This window comes from Aeribacillus sp. FSL K6-3256, assembly GCF_037965805.1.
Classification (GTDB): domain Bacteria; phylum Bacillota; class Bacilli; order Bacillales; family Aeribacillaceae; genus Aeribacillus; species Aeribacillus composti.
On sequence record NZ_CP150188.1, the window covers coordinates 2,040,397 to 2,065,029 of the forward strand.

Consider the following 24,633-nt stretch of genomic DNA (forward strand, 5'->3'; position numbering starts at 1 on the left):
GGATGAGTCATCATAAAATTGAAGTGAGGAATCTGCATTTTTCGTATCCGGATGGACATAAAGCAATTAAAAATATGTCTTTTTCCATTTATCATGGTGAATCAGTCGGAATCATTGGTGCAAATGGTGCTGGGAAGTCTACGCTGCTAATGCTGTTGATGGGAGTTTATTTTCCGGATGGCGGAGAAGTGCTGGTAGGAGATGTGCGTGTAACCAAAAAGACATTACCGATGATTCGCCAAAGATTGGGAATGGTTTTTCAGGACCCTGACGACCAATTGTTCATGACTACTGTTTATGAAGACGTTGCCTTTGGACCACGAAATTATAAGCTGGAAGAGGAAGACGTGGAGAGACGGGTGATGCAGGCACTGGAGAAGGTTGGAATACCTCATTTGAGAGACCGAGCCCCCTATAAACTATCAGGAGGAGAAAAACGATCTGCCGCAATTGCATCCGTTTTATCCATGCAACCTGATGTATTGATCATGGATGAGCCAACTTCTGGCCTGGATCCAAAATCAAGACGGAGAATAATTGATTTGTTAAAAAGCTTTGAACATACAAAAATAATTACCAGCCACGATTTGGACATGGTACTTGAAACCTGTAAAAGGATTATTGTGATAAAAAAAGGAGAAATAGCTGCAGATGGAACCGCAGTGGACATTTTATCCAATGAAGATCTGCTGAATAGCTGTGGCTTGGAATTACCTCTTTCACTTCAAAATTGTCCTGTTTGCGGAACTTCAAAAGACAAATTCGGATATATCCATGAGAAAATTGTAGTCGACAAAGAAGCCAAAAAAGAATTGCGATTGACCGGAGAATGAGATTGCTTTTGAAATTTGAAGAAGCTCAAATAAATTCAACTATTTCGAAGCAGTTGACCTTATGAAATAAGCACTGCCTAATCTGACGAGAACGATCAAAATATTCTCTCGTTTATTTTGATGTTCCATGCCCCCCGCTCCGACATCACTTTCACAAAAAACATCGGCTGGCTCATTGATGTTCCGAACTTAACTTATATCCGTTTCCCCGATTATAAAAATGATGAAGCACGACCGCATAGGCCGTGCTTTTTTGGTTAAAATTTTTCTTCATAGTTAAGATAAAAATAGTATTGGCAATTGATATGGACGGACAAGGGGATCGTTTCAATTCCTCGTAGTTAAGATAAAAACGTTGGATGATTTGGATGTGCGGATCATCCTACGATGTTTCAATTCCTCATAGTTAAGATAAAAACGGAAATAAAAAAACGAAAAACAAAGGAGAGATTTGTTTCAATTCCTCATAGTTAAGATAAAAACGATACAGGCTAAGATATCCGGTACGCCTTGCTTGGGTTTCAATTCCTCATAGTTAAGATAAAAACCCAAAAAATCACTGTTATATAAGTATTTAGTTTAAAATGATTTATGAGTTATTTATATTTTAGCGAAAGAGTTACATTTTATCAATCCTTTGATTTGCGTGGGCTCATTGGAGATTAGAAAGAGTCGTCGATCCCCCAGGATTTTTGCATGATTGGGGGTCGACGACAATTTTCATTTAAAACAGGCTTTCCACGTTTGCAGGCCAACAATCAAATCCGTGTTTTATCTGAAATATTTTACCTGATCCATCTGTTTTAATAGAGCAAACGGCCGAACTAGAAGTTCATGCCGTTTGTTATTTCCATTGAATGGTTAGAGAGATAGACCATCATCGTCACGGTCTCTGAACTAAACAGTATTGAAATCAATACGCTTAAGCGGCATCATCCGGTAGTGTCCATATTCCACGGATAAAACGCTGTGTTCTGGGTTTATCCTTCTCACTCATTTGCGGTGAGAGTGAGACCATCTTCAACGCATAAAACGCCGTGTTTCTGGAGCAAGGATACGGCCTACCGATGAATAACGATTAAGTAATCACTCCACTCCACCAAGATGCAATACAAACATAATCATAGCGGCAATCGCCGCGCCGGCGAAAGAAGAAGGCGTCTGAAAACCGTAAAAAACAGCAACGATGGGAACCGCAAATACCTGCAAGCAAAATATCGGTAAAATGACATCAAGCAAAATCAGAATAAAAACATCTAAGCTGTCTTCCTCCCTATCGTTTTAGCTTGTAAATTCTCTCCGGCCTTCCAACAGAGCCGTACAAAATGTCAGCTGTCACTTGAGAAATGGAAACAAGATATTCTAAATATCTTCTTGATGTCGTTCGGCTCGCGCCAATAAGTTTCCCTACTTCTTCCGCTGTAATGCCGTCTCGATATTGCTTCACTACCGCCAGCACTTTCTCCAATGTCAATCGGTGAATTCCTTTTGGCAGTTCCCCTTCTGCGTCTCCAAAGGTACGTTCCCGTCGAATTAATTGATCGATTTCCTCCTGTCCAATCAATTCTTTTTCCTTCATCAGTTCATGCATTTTATAAAAATATTCTTTGTATTTCACCAATGTTTCGGTAAAACGGTCGAGCATAATCGGCTTGATAATATAGTCAAACACTCCACCATGCATCGCTTGCTTTAATGTATCAATTTCTCTGGCAGCTGTAATCATAATAATATCGATATTTGCAAAATGCTCGCGAATCCATTTTAAAAATTGAATCCCATTCATATCAGGAAAATAAATGTCCAGCAGCACTAAATCGGGTTGCAGCACTTCTATCAGTTCTTTCCCTTCCTGTTCGTTTGTGGCAATCCCGACCACTTTATATCCTTCTACTTTTTCAACAAAGCGGCGGTTAATTTCGGCAATACGTTTATCATCTTCGACAATGAGCACTTGAATAGTGTATTCCATCATAATTCCTCCCGTTGCTTCGGAATGATAACGGTAAAAACGGTTCCTTTTTCTCGCTCTGATTGATAAGTAATGTGCCCTCCAAGCACCTTTAACGAATTTTTTACTAAATCCAGACCGTATCCTCTCTGTGCTTTCCCCTTGGTGGAAAATCCCCGTTCAAATATTTGTTCAGCAATCTCTTCCTGAATACCCGTTCCGTTATCTTCCACTTCAATGATTAGATCGTCGCCAAGATCGGTTAAAAAGACGTTGACCCGCTTTTGGTCACGCCCATTGTGCAATGCCGCCTCCATGGCATTATCAATAATATTGCCGATAATCGTAACAAGATGATCGCGGTCCAATTGTTTCGGAATATCTTTAAAGCTGCTTTGCCGATCAATATCAAATTGAATTTTCAGCTCATTAGCTCGGTTAAATTTTCCGATTAACAGCCCTCCAACAATCGGGTCAGGTACTTCTTTCATCACAAAACGAACGATATCCTGCTGCATGTTTGTTTCTTTTGTAATGAGTTCCAACGCTTCTTCATAAGATTCCAGCTGAATCAATCCAGAAATAAGATATAATTTATTGGAAAATTCATGTGTCTGCGCCCGCAGTGCTTCGGCATAGCTTTTTAGCTGGGAAAGCTCTTTTGTCAATCGGTACAGTTCCGACTTATTGCGAAATGTCGATACCGCCCCAATGACGTTTTCTTTTTTATCAACAATCGGAATGCGATTAGTAATGATCGTTTCTTCACCTAATATCATTTCGTCATCATATTCTGCTTCACCTGTTCGAATTACTTCTAACAGCCTAGAATGAGGAATAATATGTAAAATATATTTTCCTAGCACATCTTGTTCTCTTTTATACCCTAACAGCGTCATCGCCGTTTTATTGACCATTGTAATGATTCCTTCCTGATTCACAGCAACAATTCCTTCACGAATCGCTTCTAAAATCGCCTGCTTTTCTTGGTATAATAGCCCGATTTCTTTCGGTTCCAATCCATGAATCGATTTTTTTACCGTTTTGGCAATAACAACCGCTCCAATAATCCCTAGCAATAGAGCAAGGATAGAAAATAAAAAAATGTTTGAGGTATATGACCAAACGATATCCTCAATATCTTCCAGCAAAAAGCCTACCGATACGATGCCCACCACATTTCCCTGCTCATTGAAAATCGGTGCTTTTCCGCGTATCGCCGGACCGAGCGAACCAACCGCTTCAGAAATAATCGCTTTTCCTTTAAGCACCTCGTGATTATCTCCCCCGACCATCTTCTTCCCAATTCGATCTGGGAGCGGATGGGCGTAACGAATTCCTTGTCTGTTTCCCACGACAACGTACTCTGCGCCTGTTTTTCGACGAATCATTTCTGCAAACGACTGAATTTGTTGATGAGGGTTCGGCTGTTTAAAAGCGTTCCGAATGTGCGGCGTAGCGGCCACCGTTTCTGCTACATTCAGCGCCCGCATTCCGATTTGTTCTTTCAGTGTTGCCGCAAGCATGTACTGAAACAAAAAGGAAAGAAAAATAATAACAAATAAAAGCAATGAACAAATAATGATCACCAGTCGCGTTTGCAGCTTCATTTTTCTCTCTCCTTGACTAAAAATAGAGAAAGACTATCCGCCAAAAGGCAATAGTCTTTCCCTTATTACATATCTTCATTTACAATAATCGACTTCCCTTTTAATTTCATGATAAATGGCACAACAATCCATAAAAACGCTATGATCAGCAGTACAAGTGAGATTGGTTTTTCAAAAAACACCATAAAATCGCCATTCGACGCTGTAAGTGCTCTTCGCATGTTATTTTCGATCATCGGACCAAGTACCAGCCCTAATACAAGCGGAGCAAGGGGAAAGTCATGTTGTGCCAGCAAATAGCCTAAAAGGCCAAACCCAATGAGTAGAAACACATCAAATATTGTGACTTGCACCGCATAAACACCGAAAACCGAAATCGCAACAATAAGCGGCAGCAAATATTTAGTCGGGGTTTCAATAATTTTAGCAAATATTTTGACAAGAGGCATGTTTAAAATAAGCAGCATCACATTGCCGATAAACATGCTGGCAATAAGCCCCCATGCAACATCTGGATGTTCGTCGAAAAGAAGAGGACCCGGCTGGACGTTATACATAATTAACGCACCCATTAAAATCGCCGTCGTCCCAGAGCCAGGGATTCCGAGCGTCAACAGCGGAATCATCGCCCCTCCTGAAGCGGCATTGTTCGCTGATTCCGGCGCCGCCACGCCGGCAATCGTTCCCTTTCCGAATTTTTCAGGCGTTTTGCTTAATTTCTTTTCCATGATATATGAGAAAAACGAGGCGAGCGTCGCCCCTGCTCCCGGCAATACGCCGACGAAAAAGCCTAGCAGCGATCCGCGCGCAATCGGACCCACGCTTTCTTTTGCTTCTGCTTTCGACGGAAGGATGCGGCCGATTTTTGCGATTTCGCCGTCATTTTTCTCCTTATGAAGAATGGCTTTGAATACTTCTCCTAAGGCAAACAAACCGACCGCTACCGTTAAAAATTCCAAGCCCCCGTATAGAAACGAAATGTTATACGTAAACCGTGCCACACCTGATACATTATCAAGACCAATGGTCGAAAGTAATAAGCCGAAAACAGTCATCATCCACGCTTTTGTCATCGAGTTTCCCGCCAGTCCACTGACAGCAGCCAATCCGAGAAGCATTAAGGAAAAATATTCCGCTGGGCCGAATTTCAACGCTACATTGGAAAGCGGCTCTGCCAACAGCACAAGGGCAATTAAGGAAACGAGCCCGGCGACAAATGAACCGATCGCCGCAATCGCTAAAGCTGCCCCCGCCCTTCCCTGCTTTGCCATTTGATAACCGTCCAATGTCGTTACAACAGAGGAGGATTCTCCAGGCGTATTTAATAAAATCGATGTTGTCGAACCGCCGTACATCGCTCCGTAATAAACACCAGCAAGCAAAATAATCGAGCTTGTCGCCGCTTGAGCTGGGTCAAGACCGGACGTCATTGAAGCGGTTACCGGGATGAGCAGCGCTACCCCGCTCATCGGCCCAATTCCTGGCAGCACTCCTACCGCCGTTCCGATGAGCACTCCAAGAAAGGCGAAAAACAGATTGTGCGGCTGCAATGCGGTCTGAAAGCCATCAATTAAAAATGTCAATGCATCCAAACTTTTCCACCTCCTTTACTGCAACCAAATTGGCCAGCTAGGCAACGTTCCTTGCAACAGCTTGACGTATAGCCCGTATACCCCCAGAGAAAAACAAGCGGCAAACAACACCGATTTCCACAGCCCACCTTTTTCCATTGCCTGAAATCCAATAACAAGAAAGACAAAAGTGGTAATCACATAGCCGACTGTTTCTAATAAAGCGGCATAGAAAACGGCGGCAAGTAAAATGATGAAAAACTTTTTATATTGCAGCGGCAGCTTTTCGCTTTCTGAGTGCGCATATTTTGCTGTTTCGAAGAGCAGTTTAATGCTTAATAACACAAGAATAAGTCCTAGCAAAAATGGAAACACGTTTGGTCCGACGGCACTCCCATACGCACTTTTCGAGATTCGCAGACTTTCCACCATAAACAAAGCTCCAACGGCCAAAAAGGTGATGGCAGCAATGCGATCAAACGTTTTACTCACTCACATCCCTCCGTTCTTGTTATAAAGATGGGGAAGAATTCTCTCCCCCGTTCACTTACTTATGCATTCCGAGCGATTTTAGCATGTCGCTAATAAGCTGTTCTTGTTCTTGTAAAAATTGTGTAAATTCTTTGGAACCTTTGTATTCAGGCTCCCAGCCTTGTTTTGTTAACTCCTCTTTCCATTTTTCATGCTCAGACAATTTTTTGAATGTATTTTCCCAAAACTTTTTCGCATCGTCAGACATTTGTTTTGGACCAAAGACGCCGCGCCAAATTGTAAATTCCGCATCAATGCCAAGCTCTTTTAACGTCGGTGCATCTTTCAAAACACCGCCAAGACGTTCCGGCGCTGAGACAGCAAGCACCCGCACTTTTCCTGCTTTTACATATTCCCCGACAGAAGAAGCATCGGTTGCAATGACATCGGTATTTCCGCCAAGCAGCGCTGCAATTGCTTCCCCTCCGCCATCGTACGACACGTATTTCACTATTTTCGGATCGATACCGGATTTATAAATAGGAAGAATCGCAACCAAATGATCCATAGATCCTGGTGCAGATCCGCCGGCAACCGTCACCGATTTCGGATTTTGCTTAATCGCATCCAATAATTGAGACATCGACTGAAATTTCGAATCCGCTCTGACCACGATCGCTCCAAAATCTTTGGTTAGTTGGGCAAGCGGTGTTGTATCTTTATAACCATATGGACTGTTTCCTTCCGCTTTTAAGTTGTTAATAATGATCGGCGGGGAGTTGACAAACAGCTTATAATCATTGTTTTTATCTTGCGTCGCATATTCCGCCATAAACACGGTTCCTCCACCGCCCGGTTTATTCTCTACCGTCATCGTTTGCTTCACTAGATTTGTTTCATCCAATATTTTCGTAATCGCTCTTGCTGTTAAATCCCAGCCGCCCCCAGCACCTGAAGGAGCGACAAACATAATCGGTTTTGTTGGATAATTTTCTTGTTTGTTAGATGATTTTGTCGTCGCAGTACTTCCGCAAGCCGCCAGCATCACCGCGACAATCCCCATCACTAGAAAGAACCACCACTTTTTCATTTCAACAGTACCCCCTTGTTTTTTGACAGCGTTTACATTTTCAAAGGTATTATAGCAGCAATTTTCTGAATAATGTTTTTTTGCAAATAAAAATAATTATGTGCATTTTGTTCATAAAAATAGAAAAAAACCTGTCCCCGACTGATGTGGCAAAGAACAGGTTAAATTACAAAAGGATGGCCTTCTTCTCAAATAGAGCCTCGTCTACTCTGGATTTTTGAATAGTTTGTTGTAAGGTGACGGTTTACTTGTCGTTTTATAAGTAACAGAAATAACGGAGCAATTCCTTCGGTTAAACCGCATAATATTACACGGCTGATCCGATCAAATGATTATTCGTCCCAAGTTTGCGGATTGGAGAACGCAACCCGGACGACTTTGTCGGAAATGAAACATTTAAGCGTTGAAGGATTTTTGAATATGGATTCATATGCGCTCTACAGTTTTTTTCGTCTAGCATTCGATTGGCTGCAGTTTAACTTCTTTCTTCCCGTTTGGTACGATCCGGACGAGTTTCCTCGTCTTTCATGGTATTCCATTCTTTCGCTTTCTTTTACTTACGAATTTCATAGTTTTGAAGCTATCACTTTTGAATACATTTTTTATAAGATTGGCCGTTATCTTTCACAAGTCTGTGCATAATTTCCTGCTGGATTGTAGAGATGATCGCTATAAAAATAGATATGTGATTTCTTTTTCTTGAAAAAGTATGGCTTGTATATCATGAAAATACTTCAATACTGAAAGATGGATAAAAATGTTCCTGTCTACTTGACATGGGTCACTTCACATTGGCCGTGCTTTTTTGTTTAAAGTTTTTCTTCATAGTTTAAAATAAAAGCATATTTTGGGCGGAAATTGCGCCATCCACAACAGGGCTTCAATTCCTCATAGTTAAGATAAAAACGGGTCAATGGTTAGCAAAATTAATAATCGAGACATGGTATTTCAATTCCTCATAGTTAAGATAAAAACGACAGCAAATTTACGCGCTTTGCTCGATTTTTACGAATTTCAATTCCTCATAGTTAAGATAAAAACCCCAAAAATGGTTGTTAGATATGTATTTGGTTTAAAGTGGTTGATTAGTTATTTTCATTTTAGCGAAGGAGGTACATTTTATCAATCCTTTGATTTGCATGGGCTCAATGAAGATTTGAAAAAGTCGTCGATCCCCTGAGATTTTTGCACGATTGGAGATCGACGACAAATCTTATTATGTTTAAAACAGGTGTTCCACATGTACCGATCAACAATTCTATTATTTGGAACTTGATTTAACACCTCTTACTTAATTACAATTCCGGCCTCCAAATAAAGAATGGCATACTTACCGAAACCTGTCCATCCTTCATGAAATGACAGAAAAAGGTCAAACGCATGGCGATGGGATAAAAATACGAGGAAACATTCCTTATCGAATATCGATTAAAGAAAAAAGTTGGCAGATTCACCCTCTATTTTTTACATTATCTATATCTATTATAGGTTCCCTTAAAAATAGGCAAATCAACCCCTTTTTCTCCGCACAAAGGCAGAGCTTTGAATGGTTCCTCAATCATGCGGATTCTCTACTCGAATTCCAATTCGATCCCTCCCAGAAAATTTCCGAAAGTGCATCTTTTCCAATAAAATCTATCCATAAAGGCTATTAATGTAGGTTCATAAAAGTTTGTTACGAATTTTGATGGAGAATACAACGAACACTTTTCTTATTCTAAATGTTCTAACAAGAAGTATCGCCACCGGCTCTCCAAGTATCGATCGTCTTTTTCACAAAATCTTCAAGTCCGCTATTATGCAAATCAACTGACTTTTTTATGCGTATACATCCTTTTCCATAATCCAATCCGGTCAGCAACTCCTTGGAATTTTCTATTTTCTCAATATTGCCCACGTATAGACTCACATAAGATTTTTGAGCATTCAAATGGAATAATTTTGAGGGCCCGCTGCCATAACATAGCATCTTGTATTGGATGCCCTCCTCGAGTTCAGGCGCATTTTCTAATATAAATTGTCTTACAATTAGGAGCTTCTCTTTTCTCCAGTCGTCGTCTAGCAGTTCAATATATTCTTTTGGGGTTTTAGCATCGTATTGCATTGTCAATCCTCCATAAAAATCTTTTTTTTATCTTATCTTATTTTCTAGTTTTAAGCAAAACTACCGTTAATGATATGTGTCAAGATTTTCTCAGGATGGTTATCGGATCAATATTTCAGACGTCCTCATCTAGTACACCACAGCCAATGATTTTTTGGAAGTCTCAGTAATGTTTGCCATTATGGGTGACCTTCCGCAATCGTCCCGCTCCGCTTGAATTGGACTGTATACCGCTACACACCCTGATCAATGGTCGGGTTCTCTGATACAATATTGCGGACATCTTGACGGGTCTTCTCGGCTTCCTACTGCTTACGGACGCTCCTTTGTCTGCCCTTCACGTCTGATTCATGATCCCCTAGATGATTTTGACCCTAACTTCGCCACCCCTTTGTCTCCAGTACATTCTCCGTTTTTTCATCCGGTAGATAGCAGGTGGATGTGCGCTGATTGGATTCATCCCCCTCAGTCCGTGGGCTCCCTTCTGAACCTCTTCTCCCGGTCCCGCCAGTCCCAGATGTACTCCCAATTACCAAGGATATCGTTGCTCTAGTAAGTTCCTAATGCCTTCTCAACAATCTGCCCTTTAATAAACCGTTATAGTTTTTAAGCAACTCTTTGAACATTTAACAAATGTCTTGATAAGTTTTTTGTGCCATGGACATTTAACCCTACTAAAAAACTTTTAAATTAAAAAACACACGTTCGGAATTACTTCCATAACGTGTGTTTGTTGCTTTTAAAGCATCTAAAGACAAGTTTTATGACTTTTTCATCATCTCATCTAATTGTAAACACAAGTTGAGGCAATACTATCAATTAAATTTCATATAGTCTCTAGTAAACCTCCAAATTTTAAACACTTCATTGCAAATTTAAGACCTATGTTATACCTAAATGCTCACGCAAGGTACAACCCTTATATTCGCTCCTGAACAAACCTTTTTCGACCAGCATTGGAATCAGCTCATCGAAGAATAATTGCAAAGATTTTATCGAACCGCCTGGAAGAGCTATAAATCCGTCCATTGCACCGGCTTCAAACCACTCTGTAATTTCTCTCAGTGCATCCTCAGCCGTTCCGACGACCACCCAATGTGCGGATCCGACAACCTCTGGCCTTGACAACAGCTCTTCCACTGTAGGCTGCTGATGCATGATCAGCCTGCGCAACAGATCAGCGTGTGTTTGACTTCGTACTGGCTGATTCGGGTCGGGAAGCAAATCGGCAGTTACTGGCTGATCCAAAGGCAGATGGCTAATATCAATGCCTAGAATGGATTTGACGGCTGCATATCTATGTGCAATGCTCATACGTGCATGCGCCTCTCTGTGCAAATCGAGCGCTTCGTCCCGGGTCTTGCCTAAGAAAAAATACAGTCCTGGCAAAACTCGGATCGCATCCGGACGGCGCCCGTGCTTCCTCGCTCGTCTCCTCAAATCTTCACGCAATTCGATGCCTGAAGCAATGTCTGGTGTTGCGGCAAAAATAGCATCCGCTACTGAAGCGGCAAAATCTCGTCCAAAAGTCGAGGCACCTGCCTGAAATAAGGGAATCGATCCTGATTTATGGGCTGGAAGATTGAGCGGCCCTTTGACACTGAAAAAATCACCGGAATGATTAATTGGAGAAACCATCTCCCTGTCAGCATATTTACCCGAAACGCGATCAACAATCAACGCTTCATGCGGGTAGCTCTCCCAAAGCTTGAGTACGACATCAGTGAATTCAATGGCTTTTAAATACCTTTCTTCTGTTGACGGCATGGGGGAATTACTGAAATTTTCGGCTCCCTCAATAGAGGTTACAATATTCCAACCGGCACGCCCATTGCTGATCCAATGCAAAGACTGAAGCTGTCTTGCAACGACGTATGGCGGGTTGAAGGTAGTGGAAACGGTCGTAACCAGCCCGATCTGATCGGTTTCGCGGGCAATTGAGGTAAGGAGAATCGTCGGATCGAGGCTGCTAAAAGCAGGAGAATTCCCCAGCATCTCTTCTTTGAGAAAAAGTGCATCAGGCTTAAAGACAAAATCAAGCTTTGCCTTCTCTGCCATTTTCGCCAGCCTGGCATAAAAGTCGCTCGAATACAAATTTTCCACGCCGCTATCTTCTTGTCGCCAGCCATTTCCTCTCATCCAGGTTGTTGACAATGACAACCCGATGCAAAGTTGTCTATCTTTTGTCAATCGCACCACCCTTTCCTATAAGTAATTTGCGCTCGGAACATGCTCCAATCAGATGTATGGCTGCAATAGGTCGTAGTGATCTGATCTCTAATGTCTTTCGATATCGGCTGTCACTTCTCCCCAACCTGCAGGGCCCGTACTGTGTTTCTTTAAATAATGGTGGAAAATATCCGTCCAGACTTATGGAACTGACCGATGCAGCAACACTAATTTCTTTATGTTTTAGGAACGTGTCATCACGATTCGTTTCGTTTCGATTAAAACAATGTATTTCGTTTCGAAATTATTCACGTTGGTATTTCCTTGTTTTCTCCAAGACCGACTCATCACCGTCTAGTCCACCATCCAACTGCCGTCTGCAGAGTCCATCTCTCTTGTCTAAACCTACCAAATTTGCTGAAGTGATTTTTATTTTAATAAAATTGATAATCATTTTCATTATAATACTAAAAATGCCTCCGTTCCATGAACAAAATCCAGAATTTTTTTTGTACTATTTGCATTGTCATCCAAGCAGAAGCAATATTTCCATTCTACATGGACCTTGAAGTAGCTATAGAAATAAAGAGAAAAGATCTACAAGAACAAAACCATTTCTCGACAATGAGAATGGCTTTTTATCTTTATTTAGAAGTTGTTACTACCCGTTCACTTGAAGTTTTACTAAACATAAATTTTGTTGAAGCTGTTTCATGATTTTACTTGTAATTGTGCTGCCTAATTTTGCGCCAATTCGCTCACGGTGTTACCTTTCAGTTTCAATTTTTGAAGTGGATAAATAAGATTTTAACTTTGATCCTGTTAAGATTAGCCAACAAATCCTGATCCTTGTCGTCATTTGCTTCCACTTTAGCATCGCAAACAGACAAAAAGCATGGAAAAGCTTATATTATAAGAGCAATCCCGTATTTTTGACGTGATTATTATACTCCCGTTTTTTTGCAGAAAAGCCGTATTGAACACTTCCTTTACTCTCTTTCCTCAATTAATTGCACTTGATTTTTTAATGCGAAACATAAATCGTTTTTTCACAAAATTTTCTCTTCCTTAACTTTTACCAATAATCTGACAGCTTCCTTCAACCCTTCATGGCAAAAAAAATACGCCACCCCGGATCGGAATGACGCTCCATTTCGATAAAATTTCCAAGAAGCCAACATAACACGTCACTTTTTCTGTCACGAAGGCACATTTTATATGTGCAGCGCAAACTTCTAAATAATGTGTTTGTTTGTAAATTTGTTAAATAGTGTTTAAAGTAACTTCTAAACGTTTTTTGTTCTGCCCTTTACTTTTGATTTTCGAAATTTGAAAAGAGCCTATTTCTTTTGTTTCCTTTACATGTGTTCCTCCACAAGCCTGTTCATCAATGTCCCCAATAGTAACGAGGCGAACATTTTGAATAGAAGGAGGCAGCAAATTAATAACTGTTTTAATAAAACCATCAATTTTCTCAGCTTCTTCACGGCTAACGGTTCGTATTGAGACATGATGATTTTCTTGGATTAACTTGTTTGTTGCTTCTTCCACCTCATTAAATTGTTCATCTGTTAATGGTTCTTCAAATTGAAAATCTATTCTGGCCCGATCCTCAAAAATTTGATTCCCTGTCGCCAACGCCCCAAATTTGCTATAAAGATAACCGGCTAATACATGTAGCAGAGTATGGTAACGCATAAGTTTATATCGTCGATCCCAGTCTATTAGTATTTCTACAGGACCTTGCTTTAGTTTTTCAGCATTGTCTACATAATGGACAATTTGTCCGTTTTCTCTTTGAACCTTATTCACTTTAAATATTTCATTTCCTTGTTTGATCATCCCTGTATCATGAGGCTGGCCGCCGCCTGAAGGATAGAAAATTGTCTCGTCTAAAATAATTTTGTTTTCTTTAATGTCTATGACTTCCGCCTGATGCTCTTTTTTATAACTGTCTTCTAAAAAAACTTCTCTTGTCATTTGTAAATCCCCCTTTAAAAATTATGGAAATATTATGTACTCTTAATTTATTATAACAAATGGGATTTATCTGATTATGATTGACACAGAGATGGATCGAGATGAAATATAGGATTTTAAAGGAATTGCAAAATGCATACTGGAATGAAAGAACTTGACTTGAACTTTAAAATTTTTTCACTAGATTGATTGCCATTGTAATGGGGTTAGTAACAAAAAAACTAAAACAGCCTATCTCTAGATTGGATTATCGGAAAAGGAGCACATTTACAAGATCATGATGCATCTCCTAATAAAAACATCACTTTTTATGATTTCAGTTACTTGATAAATCAATGAATAGGGGGACTAAACGTGAATTTTGATCCAAATCAGCATCTCCATTTAGGGTATTATGAGAACAATGTTGATCTAGAAGCAGTCGCATATAAAATTCAGAATGAAAATAAGTGGGTAATTTTTTTAGATAATGAACAAGATACAACATTAGTTAAAAAAATATTAGATAACTATGATTTCCATACAAAATATGGTTACAAGCTTTTTACTGTTGATGCAGATGATTTATCTTATAAAGTTGGAAATAGACTTTTTGAAAAATGGTTAAAAGAAAATAATATTATATAAGAAATACGGAACATTTTTGTTTAATACAAAATAAAAATTTAGCAGCTTGCAAAATAAAAAATCATTGTTATCTCCCTCTTCCCTGCCTTCTAATTGGACAAAAAAGGCTGTTAATAGAGAAAAATGCTTGCAATAATTCAACAACATCATATCAACTATTTGTATTAAGGGATGTCTCTAATACCAACGCCAAAGAGACGGGACATAGTTTTAAAACAGTTTAAAAATATGCGAATAAAAAAGATAGGAATCTGTTTGTGAGACTTTTTATAACCAGATCGATAAAATTAAGACAAAAATGAGATAATCGACAGTTTTGCGATAGCCTTCTTTTGAAAGTTAAATAAAGTTATGTTTTGCTAGACATTCTAAGTAAAATCTAAATCCTTCATCATTTATTATTTAAAAGTAAAATAGACAATTTGCTTATGTTAAAAAAAAATCAGGACTGCTCTTTTATTATTTAAAAGTAAAATAGACAATTTGCTTATGTTAAAAAAAATCAGGACTGCTCTTTCATCGATTTTTGAACAGCCCTGTCTATTTCTGCTTGCATGTTTACTTCATAACTTTTTCAAGCAAACGGGTATTGACATTTCCGCTAACAAATTCTTCGTCCTGTAAAACTTCTTTTAAAAATGGGATTGTTGTTTTAATCCCTTCAACTGTAAATTCATCTAATGCGACAAGCATTCGTTTCATGGCATGTGTTCGATCATAACCATGGACGATAACTTTGGCGATCATGGAATCATAAAACAAAGGCACTGAATAGCCTTGGTAACAATGGGTATCAATCCGCACTCCAGGTCCTTGCGGCATTTCCCATTTTGAAATTAATCCTGGACTTGGTCGAAACCCTTCTTCCGGTGCTTCCGCATTGATTCGGCATTCGACTGCATGACCAGTAAACCGAATATCTGATTGGGTAAAGCGAAGTTTTTCACCACGTGCAATATTTATTTGTTCCTGTACTAAATCAACACCTGTAATAGCTTCAGTCACTGGGTGTTCAACTTGAATTCTTGTGTTCATTTCAAGGAAATAAAACTTTTGTTCATCTTGATCCACAATGAATTCAACCGTCCCTGCATTTTCATAGGAAATGTTTTTTGCTAGCTTCACTGCTGCTTCACGGATCTCTTGGCGAAGCTTTTCAGAAATATTAGGTGCGGGCGCTTCTTCAATTAATTTTTGATGCCGGCGTTGTGTTGAACAATCCCTTTCACCAAGATGAATAACATTTCCGTGTTGATCGCTAAGGATTTGCACTTCAATATGCCGGGCGTTAGGGATATATTTTTCAACGTACATAGTTCCATCACCGAAAGCTGCTTTCGCTTCAGCTGAGGCTGATTCAAAAACCGTTTTAATATTGGCATAATCGGTAATAATTTTCATACCGCGGCCCCCTCCTCCAGCTGCAGCCTTTAACATAATGGGTAAACCTATTTTTTCAATGGTTTGAATTACTTCCTCAAAGGATGCCACTTTTTCGGAACCGGGCAAAACAGGGACGCCGCATTGCTGTGCGATTGATCTAGCGACAAGTTTGTTTCCCATTTTCGAAATGTGCTCCGGTTTTGGACCGATAAATATGAGACCATGATCTTGACAGTTTTGTGCAAGTTCGGCTACTTCCGATAAAAATCCATACCCTGGATGTATTGCATCTGCCCCAACTGATTTCGCTGCTGTAATGATCACGGGAATGTTTAAATAACTTTTGGTTGAATTAGCTGGTCCGATGCAAACGGTTTTGTCGGCTAATCGAGCTGGCAGACTGTCTATATCAGCTTCAGAAACAGCAAGAACTGTTTCGATTCCTAAAACTTTACAAGATCTTATAATTCGAACTGCTATCTCGCCTCTATTGACAATGAAAATTTTTTTAATATTCATTTGGCCTGCACCCTCTATCTTTCATTTAATAGAAATTAAGTTTTCCAACATAAAAAGAGCAACGTAAAGAGAAGAAATCGGTATAAAACCGATCCCTCTAATTTCTGAGCTTAAAAAGCGATACCCATTTTATATTTTTCCAATACGATAAGAGGTGCTTACGTCTATTTGACTTTAACTGAAAATAACGGTTGGCCGTATTCTACTAGTTGTGCATCCTCAACATGAATATCGACAATTTCTCCTTTTACTCCCGCATGAATTGCACTGTATACCTTCATGACTTCGATTAATCCAACTGTTGTCTTTTCTTCAACTTGGTCGCCAACTTTTACATACGGAGGAGCACCTGGTTCAGATTGAGCATAAAACAAACCGGCCATTGGCGCTTTAATAATTTCAATCCCTTCTTGTATGGCAGGTATTTCTTTTAAAGTGTTTGAAGGTGCTTCCTCAATCACAGCTTGTTCTTCCGTTGCAGCTGCCTCTTGGTACTGAATTTCTTGTGTTTTTGATTCTACAGGAGTTTCAGCAGCGACTTGGACAGTTTGTTTTTCAGTCCCACTTGATTCGATCACACCATTTTTACCGATTACAATTTTATAATCTTCATTTTCAAGCTTTAAAAAGTTAAAAGAAGAAGCCTCTAATTTTTCAATAAGAGCCGTGAGGTTTTGTACATCCATTTCACTTAAAATTTCCAATCCCTTTTTGTTCATATTTTCCCCTCCTACGTTTTCTTTGACAAACCCGCGTTCTATCCGAAACTTTTTTATTTTGTTAAAACTAAAGAGCTGTTAAAACCTTGTATTTGCACATGTGTGATATCTTGCTGCTTACTAAGTTTATCTAGCAGTTGTACTAATGGAGTTGACGCTGAAAAATAGGTCTTATGAGGCCCTGCTTTACGCATCTCTTCAATTTCTTTTGTTCCTTTCATAATATAGCGAAGCAAAAACTCTTCATCCGATAAATCAGGACCGCCGAATTGCTCTCTTATTTTATGAAGAGGTACATCTCGATCTGACGGTTTTGACAACTGTTTTGCTCTCGGCAAAGATAAAATCTTATCCCGTAAATTTTGATCCATCCAAGTGTAACCAGAGTCTTCACTAAATATTCCTTGAGCGAATTGAATAATTTCATCAATTACTACTTTGTAGCGCTCGCCTGTAGCAACATTGATCGCAGCTTGACTGACAACAAATTGAGAATACGGAGTAATCATCACCGGATAGCCTAAATCTTCACGAACACGCACCGTTTCTTCCAATACTTCATCTAATCGGTTTTCAAGTTTTAATTCTTTTAATTGGTGTTTTAAGTTTGATATCACTCCGCCCGGAATTTGGTAAACATATTGGGAATAATCGTAATAGAGCGGTTGTCCGATAGGCAGATTTTCTTCTTTCGCGATTTGCATTAATTTATCTGAAGCCCGCTGGATTCTTTCTAAATCTAAGCTTGTTTGATGGCCTAAATATCCGGCATTTTTTACTGTATTGAAAACGGATGGCTGAGAAGATCCGTCCGCTAACGGCGGAATGGCAGTATGAAGGGTCCGAACGCCAAGTTTAACCGCTTCCATATACACCGCTTCGGCTAATCCCGTTGTACAATGGGAATGGAGTTCAACAGGAATGCCGCCCGCGTTTTCCAAAATCACCGGCATCAACGTTTTGATTCTATCTGGTGTTAAAAGACCTCCTTGGTCTTTTAAATAAATAACATCCGGTTTCATTGCAGCTAACTCACGGGTTTTCTCGGCATAATACTCATCCGTATGCCGTGGTGAAACAGTATAAGAAAGAGCTAGAACAACTTCTAAGTTTAAACTTCTTAAAAACGGAAGATACCATGGATAAAGTTTGTCTACATTCCCGAAAATATTTGCCATAATTTGTACCCTGTTTAATACTCCCGTTTCCACAATCCGCTTATAAAACAGTTTCACAACTTCAACAGGGGCGTTTATAATCTCAAAGGGAAAAATGGCCGGTTCCCCCATAGTACCTTTTGTTACATTTGGCATTTTTTCCGCCAACATACGAACCAATTTCCAAGGATCTTCTTTTAAATCTCTTATCATCTTTTTGAAATTAATCGGCATAACGGGTACTTCAACAACGCGAAAGCCAGCATTTCCAATATCTTCTGCAACCGCTTCCATCATTCCTGTACGCATTCCGGCTGCCCACAAACTTTGGGATCCATCGCGAAACGTTGTATCAACAAATTGCAAATTCATTTTATCCCTCCATAAATTTTTTAAAATTTCTTATAAAAGTAACATTTCTCGCTATATGAAAATTCTATGAATCTTATTAACAAATAGTCAGTATTAATATAGAAAAATTTTTTACACATTTATTTCTTGAACTAATTTCGCTTTCATTTCAAACCTTGGTAATGTTCCTTTTGGAACAAGTTGAACATCAGAGGTAAAAATCAGTTTCGAACGAAGAGTACTCTCTATCTCTTTTTTCAATGCCGATTGCTCACTTTCGGTTAACCCGTCTTCAACCTCCACTTGAATGGGTAAAGGAGGATGTACTAACGGCGGTTTTTGTTTTAACAAGATTCGAATTTCTCCCGTTACTTGTGGACGGAAGCTGCTGACCACATCTTTAATAGCTGATGGAAAAACATTGACACCTCTTACAATAAGCATGTCATCAGTTCGTCCGATGCATCTGATTCTGAAACTTTTTCTGCCGCATTTACATTCACCTGTTTTAACCCGAATTAAATCTCTCGTGCGGAAGCGAACGAGCGGACAGCATTCGCGATCGATCGCTGTATAAACGAGTTCCCCTTCTACTCCATCAGCTATTGGAATCGTTTTACCCGTTTTCGGGTCAATGATTTCGCAAATAACAAAGTCTGAGCCTATAAAATGCATTCCATCCTGTTCCGGACACTCGCTAAACAAGACAGGAGCCATATCTGCATTTCCCATTGCCTCTAAAACTTTACATCCCCAGTCTTGCTCTATTTTTCTTCTTACTTCCGGCAGACCACCTCCCGGTTCGCCTCCTACAGACATAATTTTTATGCCAAGATCTTTTGGCTCCATATGAAAATGGTCCCGTACATATTCTGCTAAATAGCTTGCATAGGAAGGGGTGCAAAATAGAACATCCGCCTGAAAATCTTGAATGCTTTGAACTACGCGTTCAGAAGCGCCGGTACCAATAGGAATAAATGTTGCACCTAATCGTTCAATACCGTCTTTCATTGAACTTCCAACGAAAAAAGTAAGTCCCATGGCAAAAACGATTCGACTGTCTCTTCCAATCCCGTGGGTCTTCAATACCCTTGCAAGAATTTCTGTCCATACATCCCAATCATGCCTTGTGATCCCAACATATGTTGGCTTCCCTGTTGTTCCTGATGAAGAATGCACCCGAATGACATCTTCTAAAGAAGCGGCCGCGTGCAACCCTAGAGGCGGCTGAATTTTTTGGCTCTCCCTTATCTCATCCTTTGTTGTAAAAGGTACTTTCTCTAAATCCCTGATCGTTTGAATATCATCAGGCGAAATTCCTGCTTGTCTAAATTTTTCTCTATAAAATGGGGAATTTTCATACACATACTTTATTTGTTTCCTCAGTTTTATTTCTTGAAAATCCTTCAATTCCACATAAGGTTCGTTGAATGCGTTTTCAAATTTCAGAATCATTTTTGTCCTCCCTAAATTATGAATATTTTGTTTTTATTGAATTTTTCGATTTGATGTTATAATAAAAAACAGTTAAATAAAAGTATACATTCCCGCTATATGACATTTATCAAAAAAATAGTTGTATAAAAATATAGATTCTCGCTATATGATAATTTCAAAAGTTTTGGAGGAAGCGTATGAATGAAACCTATTCGATTCACACAATCAAAAATGCCATGAACATTCTAAAACTATTTACGAAGGAGAATCCTGAATGGAAACTATCAGAGATTTCGAAACAGCTTCATTTAAACATTAGCACGACCAAAAGGTTATTGGTGACCCTTGAAGATTATGGCTACATCTTGCGAGATTCTCAATCAAAACGATATAGGCTAGGCTATATGTTTCTCCATTTATCTGAAATCATTACAACAACAATGGAAATTCGAAAAGAAGCCAGACCCGTTTTAGAAGAACTCGTTCAAAAATTGGATGAAGCCGTTCATCTAGGAGTCCTGGAAGGAACTGATATCGCATACTTAGACAAAATTGAGAGCAAACATCCGATCCGGTTAAATTCACACATCGGGAAAAGAAATCCATCCTATTGTACAGCCTGCGGAAAAATCATGTTAGCTTATCAAAAAGAGGAGAAAAGAGAAAAGTTAGTGAAAAAAATTGAAGAAAACGGGATTGTACGTTATGGACAAAATACCGTTACATCTGCTCACGAACTGATCACTCAATTAAAGGAAATTCAAAAACAAGGTTTTGCTATTTGTATTGATGAATTTTACCAGGGGATTAGCATCGGTGCTCCTGTTTATGATTATACAAATGAAGTCATCGCAGCGATTAGTGTTACAGGAAGAAGTAATCGGATTACCAAAGAGGATATTCCCTATTTTACCCAAGAAGTCATCCGAGCCGCCAAAAAGCTTTCGAAAATGCTCGGATATTTTAATTAATCTTTAGGCGGGAGTTGCTAAATTACATGAAAAAGAAAACTTACTCTTCTTTAGAAAATGCCTTAAGAATTCTCGATTTATTTACCATGGAAAAAAGTGAATACTCCATTAGAGAAATTTCAGATCAACTTGGAATCGCCTACAGCACTGCTCATCGGCTAGTAAAAAATCTTGAAGACGAAGGCTTTATTGTAAAAGATTCCATATTGAACAGCTACCGATTAAGTGTGTCCATTCTTTCCTTAAGTTCTGTTGTGACAGCCCACACAAAACTTATCAGCAATTCTACCTATTTACTTAAGAAATTATCTTCTCAATTTAAAGCAACGGTTCAAATTGGTGTGATGCACCGCGAACACATTTACTATATTAATAAAACAGACTACGAACATCTTATCATGGGGTATGTGACGTACATAGAAAGAAAGGTACCTTTACACTATACAAGTGCTGGAAAAATTTTATTGTCGCAACTATCTGAAGAGGAAATTATCAATTATTCCGAACAATATCTTTTAACTGCTACCGCTTTTTCAAATATTGAGGACTTTTTAGTTGAACTCAAACATGTAAAAACTAATGGATATGCAATTTCAGCGGATGAACATTATCAAGATTTCATCACTGTCGCCGCTCCTTTGAAAAACACAAGCGGTCATATTATTGCTGCTATTGAATTGATATATCCAAATGATGCAAAACTATTGCGAACGATTGAGCAAAGGGCAAAAGAATTCATGAAAGTTTGCGAGAAAATTCGGCTTAACTCGTAACGTTCAAAATGGCTCCAATCCTTTCTAGAATCATTAGTTAGATAGCGGTACTATTCAAAGGATGCTTCTTAACTGGGATAGTTGATGTCCATCTCTTTTATCGGTATGTTTTAAGCGTTTGAAAGGTATGTCCTGTCTCTTTGGTGATGACTTGCAAAGATACCCTTCATTTTATATTTGATGTGATGATGTTGAATCATATGAAACGCTGCAACATCATCAGGAATCAACACAACTGAAAAAGAAGCTGAACAACATCTAGAGACAGGCAAGTCGCAAAAAAATAAAAGAACAAGACGATTGATTTCTTTGACCAAATAAAAAGAAGGTTACGCTTAAAAAATACTAAAACAAAAACGACTAGCTAAGATCAAGGGCAATCGTCGTTTTGCAGATTTTCTTTGCGGAACTCGATAAGGACATGTTGAATTGGGAATTGTGACATTACGACATCCTGAAAACAGCAAGCATCAGCCGGGTCCAACATTGAAACTGATTCTGGCAAGGACAATGGTAGGAAGCCAGCTTTTTGTAAGAACTCATGTTTTAGGACTGTTAAGACCTTTTCTCCACATCTACTAAAGTAACACAGACATTGGCCGGAGTCTGTGCTACTACTCTTCATATGCTTTCAAGAAAAACTTGATTTCTCCATGGAAGAAAGCTGATAATTCACGATCAATTTTTACAATAGCCATATTTACAATTCGATTTATTTTAAGAATCCAAACTCCTTAATAAAGTAAGCAATTACTTTTAACTCATTTCTAAAATGGAAAAAAGCATTTTTAAATACTTTTCATTTAACACAATTTTGTTTCGTAAATTCTTCAAATCACTTTTTCATGTATGCACTAAAACACCATAAAATATGGTATTATTTTCTTGGGAGGTGTTTCATTTGAAAATAGATAATATGGTGATTTCTCAATTTCTTATAGGTTTTTCTTTGCTTCTAATATGTCTGACAACGGAACAGAGTAACGATATTCTTCAAAAATGTTCTTTATTTATTGGAATTCTGTCTATTGTTTCTGGTTCAGTTTGGGCGTTTGTAAATGGCAAAAGAAATAAAGATCCAGTCTGATAATTTATATCGGCTGCTTGTTGGCCGATTTGGACACCTCGAATCTCTGTTTCCATTTACATTTTTTGACTAGCATCAAATGTGAAAAAATTTAGTTGACGAATAAATCAAATTTACCATAACCATCGTTATCAAAAATGATTAAACGGCCTTAGTCCTGCGGATCAAGACTAGCGACTCCAATCTTAATGCAGTCGATCCCTTTATGGTCTTAGTCATTCGAAGTTTAGGATCGAGACCGCTGATTGTTTCCACGTTCTGTTTGAAAGGAAGCAGTTCATCTTGGATTAGTGTGCTTTTAAAGCTAGATAAAATTTTAATGCTGTAAAGGTTCATTTTTGTAAAAGGTTAAAAACTTTTGATCATAACCTATCGTCAAGTGAGAAATAAGATTCGTTTTAAAGTAACCATAAAATTTTTCGAAATCAACAATTTCTCTGCCAGCGGAGAATGGAATATCTTGACTTGCAACAACAAATGGAATAACGCTGGCTCGCTCATAAAATTCATAAACTAAGGACAAGTCTTCAGCCTCTGCATAACCTAATATGTATTCTGTTTTCGGAAAGGAATATTTTTCATCCAAAATGTTTTTGATTGTTACAAACTTTGGAGAAAGCTCTAAAAGGAAGTCATCGTAGTAATCAGGAATCATTGCATAGATTATTCTTTTTTGAGGAAACAATTGATTTATAATATTTTCCAATATCTCTTTCGAACGGTTTTTCTCAATGTCAAATTTATATTGTATCATAAGCAAGCACCTCTATTTTTTTGTCTCCCCATTTGGGATTAATATGATGCTTTCTAATTTTAGTTGTCCGCTTATTTCCTTCTTTATAATTTAAAACAAAAATCGTTGTCTTAGTACCAATATTTTTTTCATAATTTTATACCTTTTTACAGCTTTTCATACTTTCGTTACATGCGGTTTTGCAACTATAGTGCTCTTAGCCACTCTCTAATTGCAGCAGCAACTGAACCCTTCAAGTAGAACGTCCTAATTATGAAGAATTTAATATTTCCTCCAGTTTTGATACGGAGGCATTTGCGAACTTTCTTCTAATTTTGTTAAATCAACATCTGGAAAATCGATTCCCGTTTCTAATAAATAAATTAGAGAGGAATTTTTCATATTATGAAAAAGAAAGATAGAAGCAAATATTCTTTGGCAGATCACATCTTTGCTAAAACAGTTGTATCTTTCATGTGCTTAGCCATTATTTCTTTTCCTTTTCTTGTTTTTTATTTTGTAATGCATCTTATTTCATGGACAAACGATGTTCATATTCATGCATCGGGAACCCTATCTTCTATAAAAATTGTTCTCAAATTTTTTGTAACTACTCTCTTTATTACAGTGATCATGGATATGATATTTTCCGCCGTGTTAAACCGTGCAAAAGGAATTCTTGGTTATATTTCCGAAGCTCTTCTCATGCTCGCCTTTTTCTATTTGTATGTGTTCATTTATTCTCTTCTATCTAATGAAATTGTAATGACAGAAAAAGGTCGTCTTTATGTTTCCCTATTTTTGTTTTTCGGGTATTTATCTATTCACGCAGTATATGTTGGCGCAAAACGGCTTTCTAAATTTATAGTAAAAAATTGAGATAATTACATTTGATACGAGGTGCTGGAAAAATGATGAGAGAGGCGTTTTTTCTTTATATATTTTTACAACTATTCACTGGAGATTTGATATTAGGTCAATAAAGTAGACACAAAAATTTATAAATTTTTTTTCGCAGCTACCGCGCTATCGTTTGGTGGCCTTTTAAAAATGGCTATGTTAAAGTTTAATGTTGATTTTATATAAAAAAGCAGAAC

Annotated in this window: 19 protein-coding genes and 1 CRISPR repeat array; of the genes, 6 read left to right on the forward strand and 13 right to left on the reverse strand. The window is 38.5% G+C overall.

What is annotated here, in order from left to right:
* Positions 1-2 precede the first annotated feature (2 nt).
* Positions 3-833: an ABC transporter ATP-binding protein gene (locus NSQ84_RS09700; protein ID WP_261308718.1), complete on the forward strand. Its 831-nt coding sequence runs from the start codon at positions 3-5 to the stop codon at positions 831-833.
* Between the two features lie 259 nt (positions 834-1,092).
* Positions 1,093-1,382: a CRISPR direct-repeat array (repeat unit 30 nt; unit sequence GTTTCAATTCCTCATAGTTAAGATAAAAAC).
* Positions 1,383-2,106: 724 nt separating this feature from the next.
* On the opposite strand, the gene NSQ84_RS09705 is transcribed toward NSQ84_RS09700, so the two are convergent.
* The 8 genes from NSQ84_RS09705 to NSQ84_RS09740 form a co-directional block, all read right to left on the reverse strand.
* Positions 2,107-2,805, reverse strand: a complete 699-nt coding sequence (locus NSQ84_RS09705) for a response regulator (protein ID WP_082829387.1) — start codon at positions 2,803-2,805, stop codon at positions 2,107-2,109.
* On the reverse strand, positions 2,805-4,394 hold the full coding sequence (locus tag NSQ84_RS09710) for a sensor histidine kinase (protein ID WP_327873727.1): 1,590 nt from the start codon (positions 4,392-4,394) through the stop codon (positions 2,805-2,807). The genes NSQ84_RS09705 and NSQ84_RS09710 overlap by 1 nt, the downstream gene beginning before the upstream one ends.
* Positions 4,395-4,459: 65 nt before the next feature.
* Positions 4,460-5,986: a tripartite tricarboxylate transporter permease gene (locus NSQ84_RS09715; RefSeq protein ID WP_063388192.1), complete on the reverse strand. Its 1,527-nt coding sequence runs from the start codon at positions 5,984-5,986 to the stop codon at positions 4,460-4,462.
* 15 nt (positions 5,987-6,001) lie between these two features.
* Entirely contained in the window at positions 6,002-6,457 is a 456-nt protein-coding gene (locus NSQ84_RS09720) for a tripartite tricarboxylate transporter TctB family protein (protein WP_063388193.1), read from the reverse strand.
* A gap of 55 nt (positions 6,458-6,512) precedes the next feature.
* Positions 6,513-7,526 carry a tripartite tricarboxylate transporter substrate binding protein gene (locus tag NSQ84_RS09725; RefSeq protein WP_066247464.1) on the reverse strand — a complete coding sequence of 338 codons (1,014 nt, stop codon included), beginning with the start codon at positions 7,524-7,526 and terminating at the stop codon, positions 6,513-6,515.
* Between the two features lie 1,726 nt (positions 7,527-9,252).
* Entirely contained in the window at positions 9,253-9,630 is a 378-nt protein-coding gene (locus NSQ84_RS09730) for a DUF1801 domain-containing protein (protein ID WP_063388196.1), read from the reverse strand.
* An 882-nt stretch (positions 9,631-10,512) separates the two neighbouring features.
* Positions 10,513-11,820, reverse strand: a complete 1,308-nt coding sequence (locus tag NSQ84_RS09735; RefSeq protein ID WP_066247455.1) for an NtaA/DmoA family FMN-dependent monooxygenase — start codon at positions 11,818-11,820, stop codon at positions 10,513-10,515.
* 1,242 nt (positions 11,821-13,062) lie between these two features.
* Positions 13,063-13,779, reverse strand: a complete 717-nt coding sequence (locus NSQ84_RS09740; protein ID WP_066247449.1) for an alanyl-tRNA editing protein — start codon at positions 13,777-13,779, stop codon at positions 13,063-13,065.
* A gap of 354 nt (positions 13,780-14,133) precedes the next feature.
* Here NSQ84_RS09740 and NSQ84_RS09745 point away from each other — a divergent pair, with 354 nt between their 5' ends.
* Positions 14,134-14,406, forward strand: a complete 273-nt coding sequence (locus tag NSQ84_RS09745; RefSeq protein ID WP_063388199.1) for a DUF3986 family protein — start codon at positions 14,134-14,136, stop codon at positions 14,404-14,406.
* Positions 14,407-14,964: 558 nt separating this feature from the next.
* Here the strand turns inward: NSQ84_RS09745 and accC are convergent.
* From accC to NSQ84_RS09765, 4 genes are all read right to left on the reverse strand, one after another.
* Positions 14,965-16,308 (reverse strand): acetyl-CoA carboxylase biotin carboxylase subunit, encoded by a 1,344-nt coding sequence (gene accC / locus NSQ84_RS09750; protein ID WP_066247445.1) that lies wholly within the window; start codon positions 16,306-16,308, stop codon positions 14,965-14,967.
* A 164-nt stretch (positions 16,309-16,472) separates the two neighbouring features.
* Entirely contained in the window at positions 16,473-17,027 is a 555-nt protein-coding gene (locus NSQ84_RS09755; protein ID WP_082829386.1) for a biotin/lipoyl-containing protein, read from the reverse strand.
* A 53-nt stretch (positions 17,028-17,080) separates the two neighbouring features.
* The gene (locus tag NSQ84_RS09760; RefSeq protein WP_066247442.1) at positions 17,081-18,556 is read right to left on the reverse strand and encodes a hypothetical protein; all 1,476 of its coding nucleotides are present in this window, start codon (positions 18,554-18,556) and stop codon (positions 17,081-17,083) included.
* A 111-nt stretch (positions 18,557-18,667) separates the two neighbouring features.
* Positions 18,668-19,990 (reverse strand): AMP-binding protein, encoded by a 1,323-nt coding sequence (locus tag NSQ84_RS09765; RefSeq protein WP_082829385.1) that lies wholly within the window; start codon positions 19,988-19,990, stop codon positions 18,668-18,670.
* Positions 19,991-20,169: 179 nt separating this feature from the next.
* Between NSQ84_RS09765 and NSQ84_RS09770 the strand changes: the two genes are divergently transcribed.
* The 3 genes from NSQ84_RS09770 to NSQ84_RS09780 all read left to right on the forward strand — a co-directional run bounded on the left by NSQ84_RS09770 (position 20,170) and on the right by NSQ84_RS09780 (position 22,803).
* The gene (locus tag NSQ84_RS09770; RefSeq protein ID WP_066247440.1) at positions 20,170-20,943 is read left to right on the forward strand and encodes an IclR family transcriptional regulator; all 774 of its coding nucleotides are present in this window, start codon (positions 20,170-20,172) and stop codon (positions 20,941-20,943) included.
* 26 nt (positions 20,944-20,969) lie between these two features.
* Positions 20,970-21,716, forward strand: coding sequence for an IclR family transcriptional regulator (locus tag NSQ84_RS09775; protein WP_339211864.1), 747 nt, complete (start codon positions 20,970-20,972; stop codon positions 21,714-21,716).
* Positions 21,717-22,617: 901 nt separating this feature from the next.
* Positions 22,618-22,803, forward strand: coding sequence for a hypothetical protein (locus NSQ84_RS09780; RefSeq protein ID WP_063388204.1), 186 nt, complete (start codon positions 22,618-22,620; stop codon positions 22,801-22,803).
* 316 nt (positions 22,804-23,119) lie between these two features.
* Here NSQ84_RS09780 and NSQ84_RS09785 read toward each other — a convergent pair whose 3' ends face one another.
* A complete protein-coding gene (locus NSQ84_RS09785) occupies positions 23,120-23,557 on the reverse strand; it encodes a hypothetical protein (protein WP_130157897.1) in 438 nt (145 codons plus the stop codon).
* A 384-nt stretch (positions 23,558-23,941) separates the two neighbouring features.
* On the opposite strand from NSQ84_RS09785, the gene NSQ84_RS09790 reads away from it, so the two are divergent.
* Positions 23,942-24,415, forward strand: coding sequence for a hypothetical protein (locus NSQ84_RS09790; protein WP_339211867.1), 474 nt, complete (start codon positions 23,942-23,944; stop codon positions 24,413-24,415).
* The last annotated feature ends 218 nt before the right edge of the window (positions 24,416-24,633 follow it).